A 25,069-nucleotide genomic window follows, 5' to 3' on the forward strand; every position below is an offset into this window, starting at 1 on the left:
CACACAAATTTGCACGAACTTTACGATAGATTACCAAATGTTACGATGAAACTAACTTGCCGCATTTTAATGTACAAAAATGCAAAAATATTAAACTGATCACTCAGGTTGATTTTTTAATAACAATTAAAGTTTAACAAAACCAGTAGTCACAAGTTCACTCAATTTCGTTCTAAAAAATTGCTTAATGGGAAGTTAAATTAGCCGCTTATTTAACTCTTAACTCTTAACTCTTAACTCTTAACTCTTAACTCTCAATAAGCTACGGTGCTGCTGAACATAATCATCACTTTGTTGTATCGCTTGATGAATATTTTTATCATCCGAGAAAAAATATTTGCCTGCCAATGCATCGGCTTTACCACAAATTAACGTGTCAATTAGCTCAACAGAATCTTGCACATCTGACATTTTGCCATGCTTTAATATTTTTTCTAAATATGCCATATACTGGCGAGCAACATCTGATTCAACAAGCTTCTCTGTACGAGAGTTTTTGATAAATCCGGGATTGAACGAAAAAGCCTTAATGTTGAGTTGCTCTTGAACCAATTCGGCATTTACAGTTTCCGTAAACTTAACAATTGCTGTTTTTGCCGAGCCGTATGCAGAGGCGAACGGCTTAGGCTGGTGAACGCCACCACCGCCTAAATTAAGCACGTAACCACTATTGTTTTGTTTCATTAATCTAATTGCCGCAGCAGTGCCTTGATAACACGTAAATAAATTTAATGAGACTTCATTCCACCAGTTTTTAGCGTCGAGCTCCCATGTTGGACCGATAGCATTATGATTATTGACGCCAACATTGTTTATCCAAACATCCACTTTTGGATATGTTTCGTTAATAGCTTGGCAAACATTCTCGACGGCACCAGTGTCCATCATATCAACAACATAATACGAAGTTCGGCAAGCTTTTATCGTGGAATTAATGTTATCAACAAGCTCAGCTAACGCCCTAGCCGAGCGCCCTAAACAAACAATGTGATAACTTTTTTTTGCTAAACCTAAGGCTAACATGCTACCCACACCGCCAGCAGCACCGGTAATTACGATCACTTTTTTTGTCATAATATTTTCCTGCCACACAAGCGCAATATCGGTGTGCTTAAAAAGTACAATACAGCACGGGTGTTAAAATCGCTAACACGATAATTTTCAGAGACTATTTGTCTGCTTATAGTGAATAAGTTTTTGAATATTCCCCATCGAAGCTTGCAATAAATAGCAGGCTTGTAAGTAGCCTTTTTGGTGAAAATCTTCTAATAGCTGTCCCGAAAGCGCTGCTAATTTTTCTTTATTAACAGTATAGATACCTTCAATTTTTTGCTGCTTCTCGTTGCCTAGATTCACATTAATGCTTACGGCTTCAATAAGTTCAGCATCAATTAGTGCTTGTATAAAGGCTTCATTTCTTTGCATCGCAGGCACTAATGAAAACACTAATTGGCTCATTGATTTTAAATAAGGCGTCATTGAACCATCGGCTTCAAATAGAGGCTCGCCGTGCGTTTCACTGACGCGAGGACTATCAATATCAAGGGTAAGTACTGCATTTTCAGGGCGAGGTGTTTCTGAGTTAGGAGTTTCTGAGCTAGCGTCTTGTTCATTGGTTTTTGTTAAGCCAACCATAAAAGGTTGGCGCCTAAAATGCACAGGAATGTAACGCGAGCGCCATTGCTCGTTAGCAATAAATAAGTTCTCAGCCTTTTCAAACCCGAGCAATGCGTGCATAGCAAAATTTGAGTTGGTCTCATTTTTGATTAAGCATACCGGAAACTCTATCGCCAGCGAGGCAAGTTCATCGGCGATCACCGGCACGCTATTGACATATTCACTTGGATCTTTACCGTGCTCGGCAATAACGTTAAGGTGCGAATGCTTTTTTTTATCTAAAATAATCGTGTTCACGAACAGCTCCTAAGATTTATATTTTATGAAGGCCTTGGGCTTTAATGGCATTGATTAAACTGCGGTTACTTGGCAGTTGTGCCGACAATTGCTGAGTTTTAATAGCGTTATTTTTCATTAACGCTAGTGCATGTTGTTGACTAAGTTCAGATAACCCTAAAGGATGAGCCTTGGTTTTAAAGCCCATACCATAAAGCACATATTGGAAACTTGCCGCAGGAAATACTTCCTGTGCGTAACTAAAGTCACCATGCCATGGCGTTTGGTATTGCCACAATTCAAGTTGCGCTTTTAAACTACTCGGTATGGTGCTTGGGTCTTTATTGTCACGCCAAAAGGCACTGTCTTCACGCTTAGTTAACATGTAGTGCAGTTTCAAAAAGTCGATAATGCTCTGCCAGCGATATAAAAATGTTTGATTATAACGTGCGGCAATAACATCCATCGCACCGCGATCGGCAGGTAATTGCTCGGCAATAAACGAAGCGGCGATTTCAATTAACAGTAACGCTGACGCTTCAAGTGGCTCTAAAAACCCCGCTGCCATGCCAATAGCGACACAGTTATTTTGCCAAAATTTTTCACGATGACCGGGGTTAATATTGATGGTTCGAAATGTCAGTGCATCAAGGTTTTCGACGCTTGGCGCTAAGTAATTAAGTAGCTCTTGTTTGGCTTGTTCATCACTAATATAGTTACTGGCATAAACATGGCCAACACCACGTCTAGACGACAAGCCAATGTCCCAAATCCAACCCGCTGATTGCGCGGTAGAAATTGTATGAGAGGCAATTGGGCTGTTTTCATCGGCATATGGCACTTGTACCGCCAGCGCTCTATCAACAAACAAAACCTCTTTACAAGAAACAAACGGAATTTGGTAATGCTCACCAATAAGTAAGCTTTTGCTGCCGGTGCAATCGATAAAAAAATCACCGGTGATGGTTTGTCCACATTGAGTCGTCAAGGCACTTATATCGTTATTTTCTGCACTTTGTATCGCTTCTACATCGGCAACAATATGGTTAACATTTAACTTGTTTAGGCAATGTTGTTTTAAAAATTCGGCAAATTTTCCGGCATCTAAATGGTAAGCGTAATTGGCATCGCTACTGTATTCAGGCGTGGTGATCTTTTTAGGGGCAAGTCCTTGGTCACACAAACTCGCTTGTGGACAAACACTGTTGGCAAAATCGGGAATATCTTGATGTAACTTTTGTAAGGCCAACCAGTGCGGCGCTAAGTTGGTATTGTCAAAATCTTCGGGTAAAACAAGTGGGTGGTAATAACTGTCATTTTCTTCGCCAGTGGTCCATTTGGCAAATTTTGCCCCTTGTTTAAATGAGACATGGCACGCTTTAATAAAGTCGGTTTCACTTACGCCAATATTTTTTAAGGTGCGGCGCATTGTCGGCCAAGTGCCTTCGCCTACACCTATGGTCGGTACATTGGCTGATTCGACCAATGTCACTTTAAATCCGTGCTGATGCGTTTTCTTGAGCTTTGCGGCAATAGTTGCTGCGCTAATCCACCCTGCTGAGCCACCACCAACAATAACAATATCTTTAATCGCGTTTTGCATTTGCTTCTCCTCGCATTTAATAGACCTGCAGTTATTAGGCAAGAATTGACTATCTTGATATAAACTACAAAAGGCTGCCGTTACGGCAGCCTTACTTTTTTAAACATTAGGTTAAGTTAGAATTGATAACTCACACCAATGTTATAACGTGGTCCATATTGCTCTGCAGAAAGTAATTGCTCTTCAAAACGACCAAAACGGCGAGCGGTTTCATTGGTTAAATTTAAACCATCAAAGGTTACCGTTAACGCATCACTTAAGTCGTAACTTACGCTCATATCAAGTTGACCATAAGCTTCGGTAAATGTAGGTTCATTACCTAAACTCAGTAAAAACTCATCGCGCCAGTTATACGCTAAACGCACTTGTAACTCGTCTTGCTCATAAAAACCAACTAAGTTACCTGAGTCACTTAACCCCGTTAACGCAATGGTTTGATCAAAGTTATATGGGTCAAACGACTCATCACTGTCAACTAAGGTATAGTTGACGATAGTGCCGAAACCAGTATCACCAAACATGTACTGTAAGTTTAGTTCCCAACCATCAACTTCACGATTTTGCAGGTTATCTGGTGTAGCAACTTCCCAAGTAATAATAGGATCACCCGGTTGACTTAAACAAGCAGGATTAGGTACATCTGAGGAATCAGGACAACCTGGACGCGGGTCAACACTTGGGTCACGCAGCGGTAAACCATTTACGTCGTTAATTTCACGGTTTTCAGTACCTGCACCAATAAAGTTTTCAACAAACTTTTTAAAGTACCCCACTGACGCATAACTACCATCTTCCAAATACCACTCAAGTGAAAAATCAAAGTTATCTGAGGTGATTGGTAATAAGTTTGGATTACCTTGTGTCGCATTAAATGGACCACCAGGGCGCGCATTTAATGTGGTTGAAGGGAACATTGCGCTAATACTCGCGCGCGACAACGTACGGCTATATGAAAAACGGGTAACAACTTCATCAGTCACATTCATGCTAAAGTCAAAATTCGGCAATACGCGTGAATATTCACCGGTTAAGTCTTGCTCAGCAAAAACACCGTCTTCAACGGCTCTAAGCTCTTGCGAATGACGATAATTCATTGCAAGTACGCCTTGTTGTACCGAATAGGCACGTACGTCAGTTGATTCATACCGCACACCAGCATTTACGCGAACTGGCATGTCGTTAAACTCAGTATCAAAGTCAAACGATAAATAAAGTGAGGTTGTATCTTCTTCAATACCATTGGTTTTAATTGACGGTTCAGTATAAACACCGTTAGCCTCTACAATATCGATAAACTGATGCACGCTATATTGCGGTATTTCTGGGAATAATAGATTTGCCCCCGAAAATTCGTCCGCGGTATCCCCTAATGGGATAAATGTAAGGTCGAGGTCATCAAGCGGCACATCGACAAACGAGAAGACTTCACTCAAATAAGTATCAATTTGATATTCGGTGCGCATCACACCAAAATTAATACGACTAAGCGTGGTATCGCTGCCCATGTTTTCCCAGCTACCGGAAATATGATATTGCTTAATATCATTTTCCATCTCATAACCACGTTGTTGGTATAAGTCAGACACAATATTTTCTTTCACGTACCCGCCACCTGGCAGTGAACTGTCGTCAACAATGATAGATGGAATGTCACCAACAAAGTCGGCACCAATAAGTGCTACTGAGCCTGATGGATTTTTAAGGTTGGCAAGCGTTTCAGCGGTGGTGCCATTTGGGTTTGAATGAGACGATGAGCTGTGCACGTCAAATTCAAATGACAACGCATCAGTTGCTTGCCACTCAACATTTAAGCCAATTGAGTCATTTTCTTTTTCTTCGTAGTATTCCCACGCCCAAAAATTTAATTCATCATTTGGATTACGCGGGTTCCACAAGGTACCATTTACGTCTGCATCACCTTCTGGACTATCAAACCAAAATGCTGAGCGGTTGGTTTGACTGACTTCTTCAAGACGCGACATGGTGTAATCTAAGGTCGCAGTTACCGACTCAATCGGTTGAAATTGAATAACAGCCATCGCATTTTGACGTTCACGCTCGGTGTCGTAATGTTCTACACGGGCAGTCCACGGTGCCCAAATAGCTTGTGTTGGATTTTTTGTGGTATCAATGGCGCTTTTATCAACATTGTCGGCATTACGGTTTCTTACCCAACCATCTGTACCAACAACATCGCGGTGACTGTCGCGTTTTGAATGCGACGCTGACACTAGCACCCCTAATGTACCGTCTAAAAAGGTATTGCTGATCATGCCTGAAACTTCAGGCGTAATGCTGTCGCCTTTCTCAACGCTCGAGTCGTAAATACCCTTAGCTGAGGCAAATGCTTTAAAGCCGTCATAATCAAATGGCTTAGCGGTTTGAATATCAATCGTTGCGCCAATACCGCCAGAGGTGACATTCGCACGCCCTGTTTTATAAACATTTACGCCCGAGACACTTTCTGCAGCAATTTCTCTAAAGTTGAAACTGCGAGAAACACCTTCAGATTGCAAACCTGACGAATTTGGCATTTGACGACCATTTAAGGTCACTAAGTTAAAGTCGGGGCCAAAACCACGTACAGTAACTTTATTACCTTCATTGTTGGCACGATCGATTGACACACCAGTAATACGTTGTAGCGATTCCGCTAAATTAGTATCTGGCAATTTACCAATGTCTTCAGCTGTGATTGCGTCAACAACACCATCTGATAATCGTTTAGTTTGCGCAGATTTCGTTAACGCGCTTCGAATGCCCCTTACTTCGATCACTTCAACATTGTCAGCGTTATTTCCTGCTTGACTTGCTTCTTGTTGAGCCTGAGCCCCTGCACTTGTTGCTAATAGTATTGCTGCATACAGAGAATTTTTTTTGAACTTGCTTTGGTTCATGTTGTTACCCTTTATTTCTACGTTTTATTTTCTGTTCAACGTTGGCTCGTTAATATTGAATACAGCCTACAATATTAAAACCTAGGTACTTAAATCGTACGTTAAAGCACCATAATAACCATAGTTGCACGAAAACAATTAATTGTTAACAATTTATTTTGTAAAAAAACTTTACGTGATACCTCCCCTTTTCTCATCAATTACTGTTTTTGTTTGGTTTAAAAATCTATGGTTTTAAAATACATTGCGACTAAACCTATGAACTAATGAGATAAATTCAGCTTTCTTAGTTCATTGTCTGCGGTAAAAAACAAAGTATTTTCATTGCCATCAAAGGCTAAATTTGCGGTAAACCCCGGCATATTTATTTTGGCTAATAAGGTTTTATCTTGATCGAAAATCCACACTCCACCCGCTCCTGTGGCAAATACTGCCCCTGAGCTGTGCACTTTCAAACCATCGGGTACGCCAATTTTTGCAGCAGTAACGGGCGGCTGATAAAACAAGCTTTTATCAATAACTTTACCGCTTTCATCGAGCTGATATCGATACCACGCAGGTTTTGCGTGATCAGATACGGCAACATAAAGCCACTTTTCATCTGGCGATAAGGCAATACCATTAGGAAAATTCAAGCTTTTATCAATTAATCGCAACTCACCTGTTGGTAATAATTGATAAACCCCTTGAAAAGCTAATTCTTTTTCGGGGTCTTGCATTTGCTTAGGCAAGCCGTAAGGCGGATCGGTAAAAAATAAACCCGCGGTTGAATGCAATGCAGCATCGTTTGGGCTGTTAAGTTTTTTCCCTTGATAATGGCTAGCTAAAATTTCAAATTCAGCTTTTGGTTTATCAAGCGAGCTCACCATTTTAGCAACCACACGACGACGCGATTGCATTAACAACAATTGCTGCTTTTGCACTTTTAAGCCGTTGGAAAAGCCGCTAGTTGTTAGGTAAGGCTGAACGCCTGAGCTTTGTTGCCAACGATAAACCTTGTCATTGGGGATATCAGAAAACAACAGATATTGCCCCGGCTCAACCCAAACGGGTCCTTCTAGCCATTCAAAGCCAGTCGCTAGCACCTCAAGCTTAGCGTTTACATTAACTAAGCTATACGCTTTAGGGTGATAAACAGTAAAAATTCCCTCGTTAATTGGCCATTGCTGCTGAGGTTTGGCATTAGCGGCAAAACCAATTAACAGAGGTAAAATGCATATTAGGTTCCATAGCTTGGCCGTGTATAGCTTAGTCATGTTTGCCGTACCTGCGTTGATAAATGTTTTTATTCACTTTTGTTGCGGCATCGACTAACGGCTGATACGGAATATCGGTTACCGAAACAAAGCCAACATTGTAGTTTTCACCGTCAAGAGCGCGACCAGTTAGCGGCGAGTCGATGTATTGAAACCAGTGAGTGCCAACAAAATACGGGTTATCGATAGCGCTATTAACGTATTCTGCATATTTTTTACCACGATCTTCTTGGCTTGCTGCGTGAATTAATCCGGGATTCAGTAAGCCTGAGTCAAGTGCTCCGTTATGAAATTCACCAATGATGCTTGGGCGATCAAGATCGGCTAAAAACTGCCAAAAATCATCGTTAATCACTTCTTTGTAATAGTTATAACTAACCACATCAGCAGTTTCTGCTGCAGCTTGCCTTAATTCTGGCGTCATGCCCCAGTCCGCAAAACGCACGCCCATATACAAATGATTAGGCATATATTCACGCATTGAATTTTTAACCACGGAGAAATACTGGCGACCAAATTCATACAAAAAAGTGGAAAAATCACTCACCATCGCTTGGTTAAATTCAGTTAATTTAATGCCTTCGTCAACCACTTGCCATGACGCATACTGGCTTTGCCACGCACGATTAAGCGCTGCTATATCAGCATATTTAGCTTTTAATAATTGACTAAAATGCGCTTTGGTTGGGCTTGTTTTTGCGTTAAGTGCTAAGGCACTTAGTACAACACCATATTGTGTTTCTACGCTGCCCATTTGACCCCAGCTTTTTTCATTGTCGATAAATACGCCAATACACCACGGACTCTTATTTACCTCTAAGGCGATTTGTTGCACGGTAGCGTCTGCACGTAGCGCAAATTCAGGATCAAACGGATCTGGTAGTGGCGACCAATAATCATTGCCACTGCTCACCGTTTTGAAGTTACCAATGATCCAACCGTTGGCGAAATAAGGATATTTATCAAGTTGATAATAACTCGGGTCAATCCAGTTACCAAATGAAGTAAAACCCCAAGATTGCATACGTTTTATGGTGGTATCGCGCCATTGTTGATTAATTTCCTCAAGGTCATTGGTTTGATATTTACGTGCCAAATTGGCTTGATAAAAACTGTAGGTTTCACCGCGAGGGATCACGCCGGTGTGAATTTCACGTCGATAGCCAAAATGCTCAGCCATCGCTTCACCGTATTTTGGCAACCAAGTGAACATATTGGCTCTTAAATCTGAACTTTCGAAACGTGTTGGCCATGCTTTTTCAGGCGCTTGGTTAAGTCCAACTGAATCTTCAGGTGTTAAATCACCCGGTTGGCGCTGCACTATCGTGCTTGGGTCAAAATCATAACCGGTAATAGTTGATGTATTTGCCATGCGAACATTGGCAATGCCATTTGAGAAAAACAAATACCCCTGCGGATCGACCAAGCTCCATTTTCCTTGGTACTTTTCAACGCGGTAATAGCCAGTCGCTTTAAGCTGTGGACCATCTGCCCAGCCATTAAATTTACTGCGCCCCGCCAAAACTTGCTCGCTTAATTGCGCTTGCTCTTTGTTTGAAATAGCAATCAGCTCAGCGTTGTTTGATACTTTATTAACGAAGTCTATGCTTGTGCTTTGACCAAATTTATCAACCAAGCCAACCAGATAGTCTTGATTCACTTTTTTAGGTTGAACTAAACGGATATTGTCAAAGGTTAGTGCTTTATCTTCACCAACACCGGTTATTTTAAATGCAATGCTTTTAACTTTTGATAAGTCGATATTTTTTACGCCATAACGCCAAATCACAGGAATGTAGTCATCTTGCCAGCTAGGTGGATTGCTTCGAATACCTGTTTCAGTGGTTAAATCCTGCCCTTTTAATTCAATAACATAAGCATCAGCTGAGTTTTTGGCTATGGCAAAACTGCGATTATGAGCGGCGCCATGTTGATCTTTAACCGAGACATAAACATGAGCAGATGAATTAAGTGGGTTGGCAATATCAAGGGCAACACCAAAGTCGCCGTGGTCGCTCCAATCCCAGTATGTATCTGCTTGAAATTCAACACTGGCGTTATGATGTTTGCCACTATCAAAGTGTATTTTTAGAGCGCGACTATTGTTGTGCTGCACAAATTCACTGCGCGCATTATTTAGCACTAGCTTATTTGGCTGAGGGTTTTCTTGAATGCTTTGTTGATTGATTAACTCGCTACTTTTCCCAGAACTTAGCCCAGAGCTATGCTCGAACGAGTACAAAACTGTATTGGTTACTTGATGCGCTTGCGTTAATTGTTCGCCATTACCACAAGCCATCAAGCCCGTTGTTAATGTAATAACGCTTAACGCTTGATACCGTATTTTCACTTTATCCCCTTGTTTACTGTTTAAAAGTTTTTCTCTAATGCGTGTTTATCTTTGCAATTTGCTTAACCAAACAAGCAACGCGTTGAGTTAATGCTTGCTTTTGTTCATCGCTATAAACCGGTTGCGCTAAACTGCCGCCAACACCTATGCCTTTTGCGCCTGCATGAAAATAAGCCAAGGCATTGTCTTCATCGATGCCACCTACTGGAAAAAAGGGCACGTCTAAAAAAGGCCCTTTTGCTAGCGCGGCTAAGTACTCAGGGCCAATGGGTTGGGCAGGGAAAAGTTTGACAATATCAGCGCCATAATCGACGGCATCAACAATATCGGTCGGTGTATACGCGCCCATTACTACTGGCACATCATGTTGATGAGCAACCTTCACCACGTCAGCCTTGGCATTGGGCGTAACTAAAAACTCAGCGCCAGCAGCAATGGCTTGTTGTGCCAAATGCCCATGAGTAATAGTGCCTGCGCCTATCATCATCTGTGGAAACACCTGTTTTATTTTTGGTAAATAAACATCGTAGTTAGGCGTATTACTGGTAACTTCTACGGCATTAACGCCGGCATCATGCAAACACTGCACGATGGCAAGAATATCTTCGGGGTTTTCAACTCGAATAATGACAATTAGCTTTTCAGCTAATAAACGCGTTAAACGTTGTGTTTTCATAAGGTTTACCTTGATAAATTTTCAATAAGTGGCGCAGAGCTTGGCATTTTTATTTGCTCGACCTTGCCCACTAAAAAGATATATGACATCAGCCCTATTACCGCTAATGCCGCAATCATGGTTAGCGCAGCGCTAAAGTCGCCATCTTGTGCGAGAAAACCTATCGCTAACGGCACAGACACCGCCGCTAAGCCGCCAATAAAATTGAAACAACCACCCACTAAACCAACCATTTCTTTGGGTGCAATTAAGGAAACAAAGACCCAGTTAATCGACGCTAAGCCGTTACCAAAAAAGGTTATTGATAAAAATAACGTCACCATAGCGGTGCTTTCTACATAGTTCGCGCCAATAATGGCACTTGATAAAAACAAGCCGACCATAATCGGTGCTTTGCGTGAAAACTCATTGGAATAGCCTTTGCGTACCAACCAGTCAGAAATAAAGCCCGACAGTAATACGCCAAAAAATGCTGATAAAAACGGAATAGAGGCAACAAACCCTGTGGTTAGCTCACTTAAACCGCGATGTTTGGCAAGGTAGGTAGGAAACCAGGTTAAGAAAAAGATCATCGTGCCACCAAGGCAAAATTGACCAATGTAAATGCCCCATAACTTTTTATGACTAAAGGCAAGTTTAAGCTTTTGCCAGCTAACGGTTTGCGACGTGCTTTTAGTTGCTTGCACCCTGGTTTTTTCCACTAGTTGGGCTTTTTCCACTTGCTGTGCTACTTCTTCTTCAGTGTTCGTATCTGGATCGCGATAAAAGGCATACCAAATACCTGCCCAAACAATGCCAATTAAGCCAGAAACAATAAATAACCCGCGCCAGCCAAACCATTCTTGGATCACCGCTAATACCGGCATTAAAAACGCTAAACCAATAAACTGCCCTGAGGTATAGACCGCAATAGCACTGGCGCGCTCTTTTTCGTCAAACCATTGCGTCACAATTTTATTGTTGGCCGGATAAGACGGCGCTTCAAAAAAACCAATCGCCATACGACAACCAATGAGCGCGGCAATACTACTCACTAAGCCCTGCACTATGGTGGCGAGCGACCAAGCAACTAAAATAATAGGGTATAAAATACGCACTCTAACGTTATCAACTAATATTCCGCCGGGTATTTGCATGGCGGAATATGTCCAAGCAAACGCTGAAAATATCAGCCCCATTTGCACGGAAGAAAGGGATAAATCATCAGACATTGCTGCTGCGGCAACCGAGATATTGGTGCGGTCCATATAATTAATCACTACCGAAATAAAGATTAATCCGAGCACCGAAAATTTTTGTTTTTTAGTTTTATTCATCATTTTTACCAATTTTGATAGCTGCCGTCAGCGCGCACCAAACGTGGTGGCTCCCAAAAATCGAAGCTGAGCTTTTGCACTGCTTGCTCGTTCACTTCAATACCTAAACCCGCACGGTTAGCGACATCAAGATAAGCGCCATTAAGCTTGGGGCGATGACTAAATACTTCATCCACTTGTTCAAAATCGCCGTCATAGGGCGGCCACTCTAACCAGGCAAGGTTGCTGATCGCTGCGCAATAATGAATAGAAGCGGCGGTGCAAATTGGGCTTAACGGGTTATGCGGCATCATGTCGATGTATTTGCTTTCACACATGGCAGCAATTTTCATCGACTCGGTAAAACCGCCTGCGTTGCAAATATCAACTCGGGCAAATTGCGTAATGCTTTGTTCAACAAAAGGCGCAAAGTCCCACTTGCTGGTAAATTCTTCACCTATCGCTAATGGTGTATTTATCATCGCTTGTAACTGTTGATAACTCGCAGGTGATTCAGCGCGAATCGGCTCTTCCAAAAAATCTAAGGTATTACTAGGCATTTTTTGACAAAAAGACACCGTTTCTGCAGGCGTTAATCTATGGTGATAGTCAACTCCCAAAACGATCTCTTCACCTAGGGCTTCTCGCGCTTTGGTTAGCCAATGCGCCGCTTGTGCAATTGATTTTCGTGGACAAAATTCCGTGGCAGTTTCTGCATTACCATGCTCGCCGGTCGTGGTACGAATCGCCTGCCAGCCTTGCGCTTTCAATGTAACGAGGTGGTCTATTAATTCCTGCGAATAAGGCAATGTTGACGTGGCGAACACTGGAATTTTATCGCGCTGTTTACCACCCAATAATTGATAAACCGGCAGGTTGAAATACTTGCCAATCACATCGTGCAAAGCAATATCAATAGCGGCAATTGCTGCGGCAAGTACCCTGCCTCCTTCAAAATACTGACTGCGATACATTTCTTGCCATAAAGCATTAGGGTTTAACGCAGACTGACCAAGTAGAAACTCTCGAAAGTGATCAATTGCGCCAACAACCGCACGTTCACGCCCAGAAAGCCCTGACTCGCCCCACCCACAAATGCCTTGGTCAGTTTCTACTTTCACCAAACACACATTGCGAAACCCCAGCCAAAACGCGTAGGTTTTTATATTAGTGATTTTCACAGGCGACCCGCACTTCTATTACTACTTTTAAGCAACTGCATCGCCCACTCGTTTTCACTGTGGTTAATATGATCTCGCAGTAATGACTTAGCTTGTTCAACCTCGCCCTTTGCTAAGGCGCTTAATAAGGCTTGATGTTCAACACCCGCTTCTTTAATACGCGAAGGTGAGATAGGTAAGGCCGCATGAAAAGCTTGTAGCAATAACTTGTTTTTCCGCCAAACACTAAGCGCTTCTTGATTGTAATGATCTTGATACATGATGCCGTGAAAAAGCGTATCTAACTCGCGATATTTAGCGTACTCGTTACTCGCTAACGCTTGCATTTGCTCGAGTACATCTTGCAATTGTGCAATTTTTTCATCGCTGACAGTTTCAATAAACTCGTTGATAAAATAAGGCTCTAACAAAGCCAGTAACTCAAAGGTATTACGCATCGCCGCATATTCGAAGGTCGCGACACTGGCGCCACTGTTTTTTTGAAATGATACAAACCCCTCGCCAGCTAATTGTTTCAACGCTTCACGTACAGGGTTAATGCTGGTATTAAAGCGCTTTGCCAATTCAGTGGTTACCAAACGATCACCACTTTTTAAACGGCCTTTAGCAATATCTGACAATATTTGGTGATAAACACTGTCGCTCGCGTTTACCGACAAAGACGAAGTAAAGGTTAATATTTGTGCACACGATTGCTGCATTTTTTACTTTTCCAAATTACACATTATTTACTATAGATTACACATAATGATTAAATGATCAACACATTTAACTGTTTATTGTTGACAATCACCCCTTATATCTACTGAGTTAAGAGCAAAAAACGCATAACTAAAAAAGGTCATTTTAGCTGTGCTACTCAAATATCCGACAAAAAGATTAAGGCATATATTTGATATTTTATTCTTATATATTCGTATTCAAATCCAAATATGTGCAATAAAATGCTGTTATTGATTAAAAATAATAAGTAGCAAATTATGGATAAATGCAAGTTTGACGACCCATTTAAAAACGCAAGAGAAGATAGCGGCATCGCGAAAATAAATGATCAAGACGAAGCTGTAACCATGGTGCTTGGTTTAAAAGATGTAAGAAAATGCGCACATAATTGGAAAACCTATCAATCGGGTGCAACCCCGGGGCGCATCGTTATTCCGTCTGAGGTAAATATTCGCACTACAAGGCAAATTCCGTTTGAACTCGACCCGCCTGAACATAAAGATTATCGCGCTGTAGTTGAACCTTGGTTTAAACGCCCATTAGAAAGTGACTATCAAGCAAAGCTTAATCACATAATTGCCGAACTTATCGATGAAGCACTTAGCTTACAAAGCATTGAAGTAGTTGAAGAGTTTGCCTTAAAACTGCAATCACGAGCACTCACCTTGCTGTTAAATACCCCTTATGAAGAAGCGCAAACGTGGATTAATTGGGGCACACATGTTTTTAGAAGTGAAGAAACCGCATTAGATGCAGATAAAGCCAATATTTTATACCACTATATCGATGAGCAAATTGAACGCGCCATTGCTACACCAAGCGATGATTTGTACTCAGTATTGCTAGCATCTGAAGTCAACGGTAAAAAACTCACCAAAGAAGAAGTAAAAGGGGTAATGATCCTTACTTTTGCGGGCGGTCGAGATACGATAATTAATGCCGTTACTAATACATTAGCTTACTTATCTGAGCACCCAGAGGCCTTAGCTCGTTTAAAAGCTGAACCTGAGATCAGCGGCAAAGCGGTTGAAGAGTTTGTCCGTTACTTTTCACCGCTAACGCATATGGGACGTATTAGTACCGAAGACAGTTCAGTGTGCGAGCATGCGATAAAAGCTGACAGTAAAGTATCACTGTGTTGGGCATCAGCTAATCGTGACGCTAAGGTTTTTGACAAACCCGATGAAGTGGTACTTGATAGAAAAGTAAATCCTCACGTAGGTTTTGGCTTCAGTCACCATAATTGTTTAGGTGCAACGCATGCCAGACAATTGCTCAATTGCTTAGTGACGCAATTAGCCCAAAAAGTACAATCGATTACGATTAACGATAGCGAAGAAAACATTGAAGACTTACAACAATTTCAACGTAAAGTCGGCTACCACAAATTAAACGTAAGCTTTCACTCAACGTGCAAATAATAACGATATAACAAGGAATCATTATGGCTAAAATTACTTTTATCACCGCAGATGAAGAGCAAGTTACCTTAGAGGCTGATTCAGGTTCAGTAATGGAACTTGCCGTTGAAAATAGCATTAGTGGCATTGACGGCGATTGCGGCGGTGTATGTTCATGCGCCACTTGTCATGTACAAGTAAAACCTGAGCAAATGGCACAAGTTGGCGCCGCTAGCGAAATCGAAAAAGACATGTTGGAATTAGACGATAATGCAAATGAATACAGTCGCTTATGTTGTCAAATCGATATTTCTGAACAATTAGATGGCATTACACTACACGTTGTTAGTAGTTAAGGTATTTTTGCGATATGTCGGCAACTAACGCTAAAACAGGATCAGAAAAAGTGTCAGAACAAAGCTTGGAACTCAACTCGATACAAAATGCGATACAAGAGACACCAACCTGCATTATTGTTGGTGCCAGTCATGGTGGGGTAAATGCTGCGTTTTCACTAAGAAAAGAAGGTTGGCAAGGTGACATTATTTTAATTGATGCCGACCCTGCTCTGCCCTACCACAGACCGCCACTGTCGAAAGCTTATTTAACCGAGGCTAACGACGGTAAGCTTGCCATTCTTAAACCGCAAGCAAGTTATGAGAAAGCCAATATTAGGCTATTGCTTGGCACTAAAGTGACCAAACTCGACCAAAAAGCACAAACCATTCAACTGGAAAATAATGTGTTGTTGCAGTACCACAAGCTAATTTTAGCCACAGGTGCCAGTGCTTTTATACCACCAATATCAGGCATTGAAGACACTAGCAAGGTATTTACCTTGCGTACCAGCAAAGATATTGATTTGATTAAAGCAGCCTTTCATCAAACCGAGAAAAAACGGGTTGTCATTATTGGTGGTGGCTACATTGGCTTAGAAACGGCAGCGTCGATTAAAAAGCTAGGCGGTCAGGTAACAGTATTAGAGCGAGAACAACGTTTGCTCGCTCGAGTAACATCTGCCGATATGTCTGAGTTTTTTCAGCAATTACACACCAACAACGGCATCCTCGTTAAAACGGGGCAATCGGTTTGTGCAATGCGCTCAGCCAATAACGAAATTATTGTGGATTGTGACGATAATAGCCAATACACAGCAGATATTGTCATCGTTGGTGTTGGCGTCAAAGTAAATCAAGCGCTGGCTGAACAAGCAGGATTAACACTACAAAATGGCATTGAAGTGAATCATCAATGCCAAACCAGCATCGATAATATTTACGCCATTGGTGATTGTGCTTTTCATCATAACCAATATTACAATCGTTGGCTGCGTTTAGAGTCGGTACAAAATGCTGTTGATCAGGCAAAAGTTGCTGCCGCAAGTATTTGTGAAAAAGAAGTTAGTTACGATGCGATACCTTGGTTTTGGTCAGATCAATTCAACGTTAAATTGCAAATGGTCGGCTTAAATACCGGATTTGATCAGGTTATCATACGTAAAGAAAACGACGATGCTATGAAGTTTTCGGCTTGGTATTTTAATGGCGAACAGCTGTTATCAGTTGATACCGTTAACCATGCAAAAGCCTACGTGCTCGCCACTAAGCTATTAAAGCAACGCAGTAAAATTGATAAAAGTGCATTGGCAAATAGTGATATTGCCTTAAGTCTAGATAGGGTAATTAACAGCTAACAAATAAGCGCTTTACCAAAATATTGCAGTAAAAAAGGGCAATGATAATTAAACGTATCGTTGCCCTTTTTACTATAAAAGAGTTACCTACTAAGCTACCGTGTCTGTTTTATTAAAAAGTGCCTTTTGATATTGCAAAGGTGTGCTGTCAAATTGCTTTTTAAACTGAGAGATAAAATGCGACGGGCTAGAAAAATTTAAATTATAGCTAATATCGGTGATCGAGACTTTGCCTCGGCTTAATAAGCGCGCCGCTTGATAAAGTTTATGCCTTAACAAGTATTCTGAAAAACTAACCCGAAAAACACGCTTAAACTGGCGAGAAAAATGCGATGGCGACATATGACACAGACTTGCCGCATCAATCATCGACAGATCCACTTCTTCATTTTGGCGAAAATAGTTAATTACCGGCAACAGTTTATCGTAACCAGCCGCGTGATTAACACCGCTAACCTCAGCTTTTTGCACGGGTTTGCTATGTTCTGAAATCCACAAGACCAACAGCTTTAACAGCGTTAAACTCTTTTGGCTATTCGGGTTTTGCTCGTAACTGGCTAGCAACCATTTAACCAGCTGATTAATATTTTCTTTTTCTTCAGGCGGAATACGTAAATGCATGCCTTGTTTGAAAAAATTCTCGCAGCAAACCAGCCCGACCGATTCAAAAAATTCCGGTAATATTTGCACAATATGCCACGACTTTGCTTTAGTGCTTAATTCAAAATCATGCGCTTCTAACGCTGGCGTAAAGACAATATCGTTACTTTGCAGCTGTGTTTGCCCTAAGTTATAAAAATAATTGCCGTCAATTTCATCAAAAATAATAAACTCGTGCACTTCATGAAAATGCATAAAGCAACTATAGGGTTCATTTTTCTGATAACTGACTTGGTGGATCTCAAACTGATAGCCTCTTTCAATACGAAAAGGCTCACAATATACATCTCTCATAACTAACCTACACTTTGTTACACGTCACGATAATGATATTAATAAGCAACAATGTCTAGTAGGAAAGCAAAAATAAGCATATATTTAACATTTAATCATTTAATTATGATGGAAGTATGCTCAAGCTCATGATTGAATTAAGCTAACTAAATCTCTATTGAGCAACTTATGAAAAAAACAAATGCGGTCATTTCAAATGGCAAGGGTGAATTTTATTTAACCACTATCGACGTTGGTGAGCCTCAAGCAAACGAAGTACGGGTAAAAATAAAAGCAGCAGGTATATGCCATACCGATTGGGATTCTATTCAACACTGGAATAAAGACTTCATTGTCGGTCATGAAGGTGCCGGTATTATCGACGCTATAGGCGAAAATGTTAGCCACCTAGCCATTGGCGATAAAGTTATTTTTAATTGGGCCATTCCTTGCGGTGAGTGCTTTCAATGCAATGAAGGTAATTTACACATTTGCGAAAAAAATTCGCCCGTATGTGGCTGTGAATTAGAGGGCCATGCCCATATTGAAAGTAGCCAACATAACCACACACCTATTGAGCGTTCTTTTCATTTAGGTACCATGTCTGAATATGCTGTGGTCAAAAGCCAAGCCGTGGTGAAAATTAACAGCGACATTTCATTTGCTGCCGCAGCAATTGTTGGTTGCGGGGTAATGACCGGATGGGGCTCTGTGGTTAATGCCGCTAAAGTTGATGTTGGCAGTAGCGTTTGTATTATTGGTTGTGGCGGTGTTGGCTTAAATGCAATTCAAGCCGCGAAACAGTCAGGTGCGGCAAAAATTATTGCAATTGATATAAACGAACAACGTTTAGCGCAAGCTAAAAGTTTTGGCGCAACTCACGGCGTAATTGCCACAAAAGCCGATAGTGATTTTAAAAACGTTGCCAATGAAGTAAAAGCCTTAACTCAAGGTCGCGGCGCCGACTACGCCTTTGAATGTACCGCAATTCCAGCCCTTGGCTCAGCGCCTTTGGCCTTAATTAGAAATGCCGGCACAGCGGTGCAAGTGAGCGGCATTGAGCAGCGTATTGACTTTGACTGTGAATTATTTGAATGGGACAAAATTTACATTAACCCGCTATATGGCATGTGTAACCCTGAACGCGATTTCAATAAAATTCTCAGCCTTTATAACAATAACCAAATGAAACTAGAAGAATTAGTCACTAAAACCTATACCTTAGCGACGTTACAACAAGGCTTTGACGATATGCTGAACGGGCGGATCGCCAAAGGTGTGGTGATCATTGATGAAACCGAGTAACTGATATGACAATTTTACGTGTTGAAAAGTCAGCGCCAAATTACAGCCGAGAAAATACCACCACCCTAACCTTGCACAGCAGTCATATTGGCGGTCGACAAGATGTTAGCATTTATCATCAAGCAACAACTGCTCAAGAGTTGCCGATCATTGTGTTATTGCATGGTGTATATGGTTCAAATAATGTCTGGATGGAGTTAGGCGGCGCGCATCTGGTTTATGAAAAGTTGCGCCAACAAGGCTTAAACGAATTTGTATTAGTAATGCCTTCTGATGGTGGCTTGTGGGACGGATCTGGTTATTTACCCTTGTTAGAACATGGCGACTATGAAAAATGGATAGTTGAGGATGTTATTAACACCGTGGTTGAAAACATTGAATGTGTCAGTACGCAAAGCAATATTTACCTAACAGGTTTATCGATGGGCGGCTATGGCGCGTTGCGTTTAGGCGCAAAATATCCGGAACGCTTTTGCGGCATATCCGCTCATTCATCAGTAACCTCATTAGCTGACTTACAACAATTTATTGAGAATCCGATCAGCGATTACTGCTGTGAAGATGCAAACGAAAGCAATATTATCTATTGGTTAGCAAAACATAAAGATGCCCTACCACCGTTAAGGTTAGATTGCGGAGAAAGCGACTCGCTTTATCAGAGTAATCTTGCCTTATGTAATGAAATGACGGCAATTGACATCGACTTTCAATTTGAAGCCTTAAGTGGCGGTCACGAGTGGCCGTATTGGCACAACAACCTATCAAAAACATTGCTGTTCTTTAATACGATAGAAAATGCGATAGAAAATGCGATAGAAGAAAAAGCTAGCAAAAAGTAGTCACACAGAAGTCACACTTTGCTTTGACAATACGTTGATTGTTCACCGAGTCTCACAGATATTGCTCGGCAACTGATTAGCGTGTTGTTATTGTTATCATAATCAACTCGCCTTGAGTTTTAACATCCCCTAATCACTTGAAATAAAAGTACTTTGCTGTAGATTATTCAAATTCGTAGTGAATTAAATGAAGGACAAAAACGATGTTTGAAGGTTTGGCTGTTTATACTGGCTTACTTGCATCAATATGGATTGTTGTTGGTGTTTATATCGCCAGTATATTTTACACTGGCTACAGTCATAGCAAACAATTTTGCAGCGAACTTGGCGCTAAAGGTAGTCCCACCGAAAAACTGTCGCCAGTTATCAATAATTACCCGTTAGGTTTTTTATTTTGCTGTTTTGGTTGGTATGTGGCTCAATTAACAAACACATCAATGCTTGTTAATCTGTCTGGCTATTTTATCATTATTCATGGCATAGGTACTTGGGTTGCAGGTTATTTCCCTATGGACTTAGATCCCTACACCAAGAAGCCAACTTTCGATTGTAAAGTGCACTCGTGGGCAGGGTTTATTATGTTACTTTCGCTCATTGTTGCGCCTACTTTAATTGTATTTACTTCAGCGTCAGCAACCATTCCTTTGCATTTTCGCCTCTTCTCATTCATTTGTATTGTCGCTGCCATTTACTATTTATATGCGATGGCTAAAGCAGTAAAACAGCAAAGCAACCCAGGCATTCATCAGCGAGTTTCCTATGGGTTTCAATTAGCCTGGCTAAGCAGTTTCACCTTAGTTCTTGCCTAAATCCATTAACTAGGTAGTTAATAAAAATCATTTACAACCACTCTATTAAGTTGTTGTAAATGATGTAATATTGGCGATATTGGATAAATACAGTAGTAAAAAACGATGAGTTATTTAAAAAATGTTTTGGTTGCAATAGACCAGCTCGGCAATGCGCTATGTGGTGGAAACCCCGATGTTACCATTTCAGCCCGCACAGGCTATTTTGCCAATGTCGGTGATACGTCGATAAGAATGTGGTGGCAACTAATGGAGCGCATCATTAACTTTGCCTTTAGTCCGTTTGATGGTCCAAATCATTGCCTTGATGCCTATCATGCCGACAATGAATCTCATCACAACGAAGGCAGTGACTTTTTAAGAGCATTATTAGGATTTATCATTATCGTCACTTGTCTCTTCATCGCCATTTTATCGAGGGTTTGGGTAGTTTTTTTGCCAAGTTCAGGTTATAAAGCCCAACAGTAACAACCTTATCAAGTGAGAATTATGCGAAAATCAGATAAAAAATTAGATAATCAACTGACAAAAGCATTAACCCAAGTGTGTGAAAGCGCTTTAAAAGACATCAACGGTTTTAACTGGTTAACTCACCTTGTTAATTACAATAACTTTCCAAAAAGCTTAAAAATTGTTTGTGTGTTTGATAGTGATGAAAGCCTTAAAAATTATCTGCACTCGTCTGCTAAAGAGACAATTCAATCTGCGATTAACGCTCAATTTAAATGCCTTGATATTAAGCTCAGCAATATCAAGGCACATATTTTATACGACACTGAAGAGCAATGTTTAAACCAACATCAAGGGCATTGGGGCAATCGATTAAGCTTAGTCAGTTAAAACGTTAAATAATTCGCTGCGCTTGTTGTTGCGCACTAATAACAACCGCGATTGATTTAGACGCTGGCGTATCACTTAAATCGCCTTTATTGGTTAATGCCACTAGCGGATTTGCTTCGGGAAAATAAGCAGCGACATTGCCTTGAGGAATGTCATAAGGTACTAATTTAAAACCCACAATTTTACGTTCGACCTTATCTGGCCATAAACTAGTAACATCTACCCGCTGCTGCGCGAAAAAACCTAAATCTTTAATATCTTGCGCGTTCATCAAAATAATATCGCGCTCACCACTTATGCCGCGATACCTGTCTTCATAACCATAGACGGTGGTATTGTATTGATCATGAGATCGCAACGTTTGCATGACAAAAATACGATTATCAGACAAGGCTCTAATCGATGCTGGCACGATATCTTGTGGAAGATCGTGGCGAGAGAAATTGGCCTTCTCAGTTGTGGTGTGCCATTGATAATTTGCCGCACTGTTACCCAAATAAAAACCACCGCGCTGATTTACCCGCTCGTTCATGTTAGAAAATTCAGGCAAGGTTTTAGCGATATATTCTCGAATTAAGTTGTAATTGCTCGACAAGGCTAACCAATCAACGGGCGATTTACCTAATGTCGCCTGCGCCATGCCTGCAATAATAGCAGGCTCTGAGCGCATATTGTCGGTATTAGAGTCAACCACACCTTGTGATTTATGCACCATAGAAAAAGAGTCTTCCACGGTGACAAATTGCGCTTTAGACGCTTGCATATCAATATCAGTGCGCCCTAAACAAGGCAAAATTAATGATTGCTCACCCGGATAAAGGTGGCTCATATTTAATTTAGTGGCAATATTTACCGTTAATTTACACCGTGAAAGTGCTTGTTTAGTGATATGTGTATCTGGCGTTGCTGAGACAAAATTACCGCCTAAGGCAATAAATACCTGACTTTTTCCGGCAAGCATGGCTTCAATCGCTTCGACGGTATTATGACCATGTGCCCTTGGTGGCTCGAATGAAAAAGTATGAGCTAACGCATCAAGAAATTCAGCGCTAGGTTTCTCATTAATGCCCATGGTTCGATCACCTTGAACATTTGAGTGACCGCGCACTGGGCACAACCCCGCCCCTTTTTTGCCAATTTGACCAAATAACAATTGCAGATTTGTGATTTCTTCAATAGTGGCAACCGAATGTTTATGCTGAGTAATGCCCATTGCCCAAGTTACAATCACCTTTTTTGCTTGCTGGTAAAGACTTGCTGCTTGGCTAATTTGGGCTTTTGACAAACCTGATTGCTGCTCAATTTGCTGCCAAGATGTGGCGTCAACCTTTGCCAAATATGTGTCTAAACCTTGGGTATGTTGTTCAATAAAATCAAGATCAAATACGGCACTGTTTTCTTTCACCGCTTGTTGATGACGCGCAAGTAACACTTTAACCATGCCGCGCACACACGCCATATCACCACCTAAATTGGGGGTAAAATACTGCTGAGTGATCTTAGTCGCACTGCCGGTCAGCATATCTTTAGCAGATTGAGGATCAGCAAAACGCTCCAGACCACGCTCTTTCAAGGTATTAAAAGTGACAATGCTGGCACCTCGCCGAGCGGCATGGCTAAGTGAGTCAAGCATTCTCGGGTGATTAGTGCCGGGGTTTTGACCAAAGACAAATATTGCATCTGCATGTTCAAAGTCATCAATTTTAACGGTGCCTTTACCAATGCCAATTGCTTGCTTTAAGGCAATGCCGCTGGCTTCATGACACATATTGGAACAATCAGGAAAATTATTGGTGCCGAACTTTCGCACAAAAAGCTGATATAAAAATGCCGCCTCGTTGCTGGCACGACCCGAGGTATAAAATTCCGCTTGATTGGGGTTTTCTAAACGATTTAATTGCTTGGCAATTAGCTCAAAGGCATCTTGCCAAGTAATGGCTCGGTAGCGATCGCTTGCTCGGTCATAAACCAAAGGTTCGGCCAATCGCCCTTGTGATTCAAGAAAATAACCCGTTTGTTTGCGTAAAGCACTTACGGTATGTCTGGCAAAAAAATCTGCTCCAACTCGTAAAGACGTTGCTTCCCAGTTGACGGCTTTGGCACCATTTTCACAAAACCTAAAACGACCGGGTTCGTCTTTTTCACCCCAAGCACAGCCCGGGCAATCAAAGCCATGTTCTTGGTTAGTTTTCAGTAAATTTTTAATATTTTTAGCAATATTTTTGCTTTTAATTAAATGGCTAGCAGTGCTTTTAAGTGCGCCCCACCCACCTGCGTGACCCTGATATTTTTTTACTGACATAAGCTACCTAGTTTGCTCTTGGCTTGTTCTGTATTTGTTTTATGCTTGTTTTATATTTGTTTTGCTCGATTGTTAAGCCTGCTTGCTACTTAACTCTCTCTTTTTCTTTCTCTTTTATTTTCTCTTTTACGTCTTATGACAAATACGTTGATGCGCGCTATAAACATTAAACTGCTCAGCTTTAGTAAAGCCGACCAAAGTAACATTAAACTGACGCGCTGCAGTAATCGCTAAACTCGACGGAGCGCCGATGGCAATAACAACAGCAATGCCCGCCATGATGGCTTTTTGCATGAGCTCAAAGCTGACCCGTCCGCTTAATACAAGAATAGACTGTTTGGCAAAACTGTCTGTTTGCATTAGCTTGCCAATCACTTTATCTACGGCATTATGACGCCCAACATCTTCAAAAACGCCCTGCCATTTTTTATTAGCAATTAAGCCAGCACCGTGCACACTACCGGTGAGGTTAAACAGCTGCTGACGCGCACTTAACTGTTTGGAAAATTCAATAATATCAAGACACGATAACCATGCATTACTTTCATCAATAGCACGATTAGAGGCTAGTGCAAGGGCTTGCAGCGAGCTTTTGCCGCAAATACCACAACTTGATTGGCTGGCAAATGTGCGCTGTATTGCCTGCCAGTTAACATCAACATCGGCAATAAGCTTTATTTCAATATGATTATTGGTGTTTGGGCTACTTTGGTTATACGAGTTATGTGGCTTATTTTGATTATTTTGGTGAGAAGAGTCTTGGTCGTAGTAGCGAATCGAACATACATGATGTTGGCTAGTGATAATATTTTCACTAAACAATAAGCCCATCACCAATAGTTGATCATCACCTGGGGTGCGCATCATCACAGTAAGGTCGCGTGTTAACCATTGCTTTGAAGCATTATCAAAAAACGTCATGCTAACAAGCAAAGGCTCTTCAACAATGACTGTGTCTTGAACAGCACAATACGTGCCTTGACGGGTGTATTTTAAGGTATTGAGTTGTTTTGTTGGCGATGCAGTTAACGCACTAATTGAAGTTTTCATCATGCCGCATTTGCTTAAACCTTG

At 41.3% G+C, this 25,069-nt stretch carries 21 protein-coding genes; 8 read left to right on the top strand and 13 right to left on the bottom strand.

From position 1 onward, the window contains the following. Window positions 1–240: 240 nt before the first annotated feature. The 10 genes from ACRRSQ_RS11820 to ACRRSQ_RS11865 form a co-directional block, all read right to left on the bottom strand. Window positions 241–1,074, bottom strand: coding sequence for an SDR family NAD(P)-dependent oxidoreductase (locus ACRRSQ_RS11820; RefSeq protein WP_440875948.1), 834 nt, complete (start codon window positions 1,072–1,074; stop codon window positions 241–243). Window positions 1,075–1,161: 87 nt separating this feature from the next. Further along, a complete protein-coding gene (locus ACRRSQ_RS11825; protein ID WP_440875949.1) occupies window positions 1,162–1,914 on the bottom strand; it encodes a SapC family protein in 753 nt (250 codons plus the stop codon). 16 nt (window positions 1,915–1,930) lie between these two features. Then, a complete protein-coding gene (locus ACRRSQ_RS11830; protein WP_440875950.1) occupies window positions 1,931–3,496 on the bottom strand; it encodes a tryptophan halogenase family protein in 1,566 nt (521 codons plus the stop codon). Window positions 3,497–3,612: 116 nt separating this feature from the next. After that, a complete protein-coding gene (locus ACRRSQ_RS11835) occupies window positions 3,613–6,393 on the bottom strand; it encodes a TonB-dependent receptor (RefSeq protein WP_440875951.1) in 2,781 nt (926 codons plus the stop codon). A 263-nt stretch (window positions 6,394–6,656) separates the two neighbouring features. Then, window positions 6,657–7,649 carry an SMP-30/gluconolactonase/LRE family protein gene (locus tag ACRRSQ_RS11840; RefSeq protein ID WP_440875952.1) on the bottom strand — a complete coding sequence of 331 codons (993 nt, stop codon included), beginning with the start codon at window positions 7,647–7,649 and terminating at the stop codon, window positions 6,657–6,659. Next, window positions 7,642–9,948 carry a beta-galactosidase gene (locus tag ACRRSQ_RS11845; protein ID WP_440876104.1) on the bottom strand — a complete coding sequence of 769 codons (2,307 nt, stop codon included), beginning with the start codon at window positions 9,946–9,948 and terminating at the stop codon, window positions 7,642–7,644. Before ACRRSQ_RS11845 ends, ACRRSQ_RS11840 begins: the two co-directional genes overlap by 8 nt. Window positions 9,949–10,033: 85 nt before the next feature. Beyond that, on the bottom strand, window positions 10,034–10,675 hold the full coding sequence (locus ACRRSQ_RS11850) for a bifunctional 4-hydroxy-2-oxoglutarate aldolase/2-dehydro-3-deoxy-phosphogluconate aldolase (protein ID WP_440875953.1): 642 nt from the start codon (window positions 10,673–10,675) through the stop codon (window positions 10,034–10,036). Window positions 10,676–10,680: 5 nt separating this feature from the next. Continuing rightward, complete coding sequence (locus ACRRSQ_RS11855; RefSeq protein ID WP_440875954.1) at window positions 10,681–11,991, bottom strand: MFS transporter; 1,311 nt, start codon at window positions 11,989–11,991, stop codon at window positions 10,681–10,683. A 5-nt stretch (window positions 11,992–11,996) separates the two neighbouring features. Beyond that, window positions 11,997–13,091 carry a mandelate racemase/muconate lactonizing enzyme family protein gene (locus ACRRSQ_RS11860; RefSeq protein WP_440875955.1) on the bottom strand — a complete coding sequence of 365 codons (1,095 nt, stop codon included), beginning with the start codon at window positions 13,089–13,091 and terminating at the stop codon, window positions 11,997–11,999. 56 nt (window positions 13,092–13,147) lie between these two features. Further along, the gene (locus ACRRSQ_RS11865; protein WP_440875956.1) at window positions 13,148–13,852 is read right to left on the bottom strand and encodes a GntR family transcriptional regulator; all 705 of its coding nucleotides are present in this window, start codon (window positions 13,850–13,852) and stop codon (window positions 13,148–13,150) included. Between the two features lie 279 nt (window positions 13,853–14,131). Between ACRRSQ_RS11865 and ACRRSQ_RS11870 the strand changes: the two genes are divergently transcribed. From ACRRSQ_RS11870 to ACRRSQ_RS11880, 3 genes are read left to right on the top strand one after another with little or no spacing between them, the layout of a single operon-like run. Next, window positions 14,132–15,295, top strand: coding sequence for a cytochrome P450 (locus ACRRSQ_RS11870; RefSeq protein ID WP_440875957.1), 1,164 nt, complete (start codon window positions 14,132–14,134; stop codon window positions 15,293–15,295). Between the two features lie 23 nt (window positions 15,296–15,318). Next, window positions 15,319–15,630, top strand: coding sequence for a 2Fe-2S iron-sulfur cluster-binding protein (locus tag ACRRSQ_RS11875; protein WP_440875958.1), 312 nt, complete (start codon window positions 15,319–15,321; stop codon window positions 15,628–15,630). A gap of 14 nt (window positions 15,631–15,644) precedes the next feature. Further along, window positions 15,645–16,967: an NAD(P)/FAD-dependent oxidoreductase gene (locus tag ACRRSQ_RS11880; RefSeq protein ID WP_440875959.1), complete on the top strand. Its 1,323-nt coding sequence runs from the start codon at window positions 15,645–15,647 to the stop codon at window positions 16,965–16,967. Between the two features lie 90 nt (window positions 16,968–17,057). On the opposite strand, the gene ACRRSQ_RS11885 is transcribed toward ACRRSQ_RS11880, so the two are convergent. After that, a complete protein-coding gene (locus ACRRSQ_RS11885) occupies window positions 17,058–17,921 on the bottom strand; it encodes a helix-turn-helix transcriptional regulator (protein ID WP_440875960.1) in 864 nt (287 codons plus the stop codon). A gap of 168 nt (window positions 17,922–18,089) precedes the next feature. Here ACRRSQ_RS11885 and ACRRSQ_RS11890 point away from each other — a divergent pair, with 168 nt between their 5' ends. From ACRRSQ_RS11890 to ACRRSQ_RS11910, 5 genes are all read left to right on the top strand, one after another. Then, entirely contained in the window at window positions 18,090–19,205 is a 1,116-nt protein-coding gene (locus ACRRSQ_RS11890; RefSeq protein WP_440875961.1) for a Zn-dependent alcohol dehydrogenase, read from the top strand. A gap of 5 nt (window positions 19,206–19,210) precedes the next feature. Continuing rightward, entirely contained in the window at window positions 19,211–20,044 is an 834-nt protein-coding gene (locus ACRRSQ_RS11895; protein WP_440875962.1) for an alpha/beta hydrolase, read from the top strand. Between the two features lie 203 nt (window positions 20,045–20,247). After that, on the top strand, window positions 20,248–20,853 hold the full coding sequence (locus ACRRSQ_RS11900; RefSeq protein ID WP_440875963.1) for a DUF998 domain-containing protein: 606 nt from the start codon (window positions 20,248–20,250) through the stop codon (window positions 20,851–20,853). A gap of 105 nt (window positions 20,854–20,958) precedes the next feature. After that, entirely contained in the window at window positions 20,959–21,321 is a 363-nt protein-coding gene (locus ACRRSQ_RS11905; protein ID WP_440875964.1) for a hypothetical protein, read from the top strand. Window positions 21,322–21,342: 21 nt separating this feature from the next. Beyond that, the gene (locus ACRRSQ_RS11910) at window positions 21,343–21,693 is read left to right on the top strand and encodes a Fis family transcriptional regulator (protein WP_440875965.1); all 351 of its coding nucleotides are present in this window, start codon (window positions 21,343–21,345) and stop codon (window positions 21,691–21,693) included. A gap of 4 nt (window positions 21,694–21,697) precedes the next feature. Here ACRRSQ_RS11910 and ACRRSQ_RS11915 read toward each other — a convergent pair whose 3' ends face one another. Beyond that, on the bottom strand, window positions 21,698–23,995 hold the full coding sequence (locus tag ACRRSQ_RS11915; RefSeq protein WP_440875966.1) for an FdhF/YdeP family oxidoreductase: 2,298 nt from the start codon (window positions 23,993–23,995) through the stop codon (window positions 21,698–21,700). Between the two features lie 126 nt (window positions 23,996–24,121). After that, on the bottom strand, window positions 24,122–25,048 hold the full coding sequence (locus ACRRSQ_RS11920; RefSeq protein WP_440875967.1) for a formate dehydrogenase accessory sulfurtransferase FdhD: 927 nt from the start codon (window positions 25,046–25,048) through the stop codon (window positions 24,122–24,124). Window positions 25,049–25,069: the final 21 nt, after the last annotated feature.

The organism is Thalassotalea sp. PLHSN55 (genome assembly GCF_052030545.1).
In the GTDB taxonomy this organism is placed as follows: Bacteria; Pseudomonadota; Gammaproteobacteria; order Enterobacterales; family Alteromonadaceae; genus CANMXU01.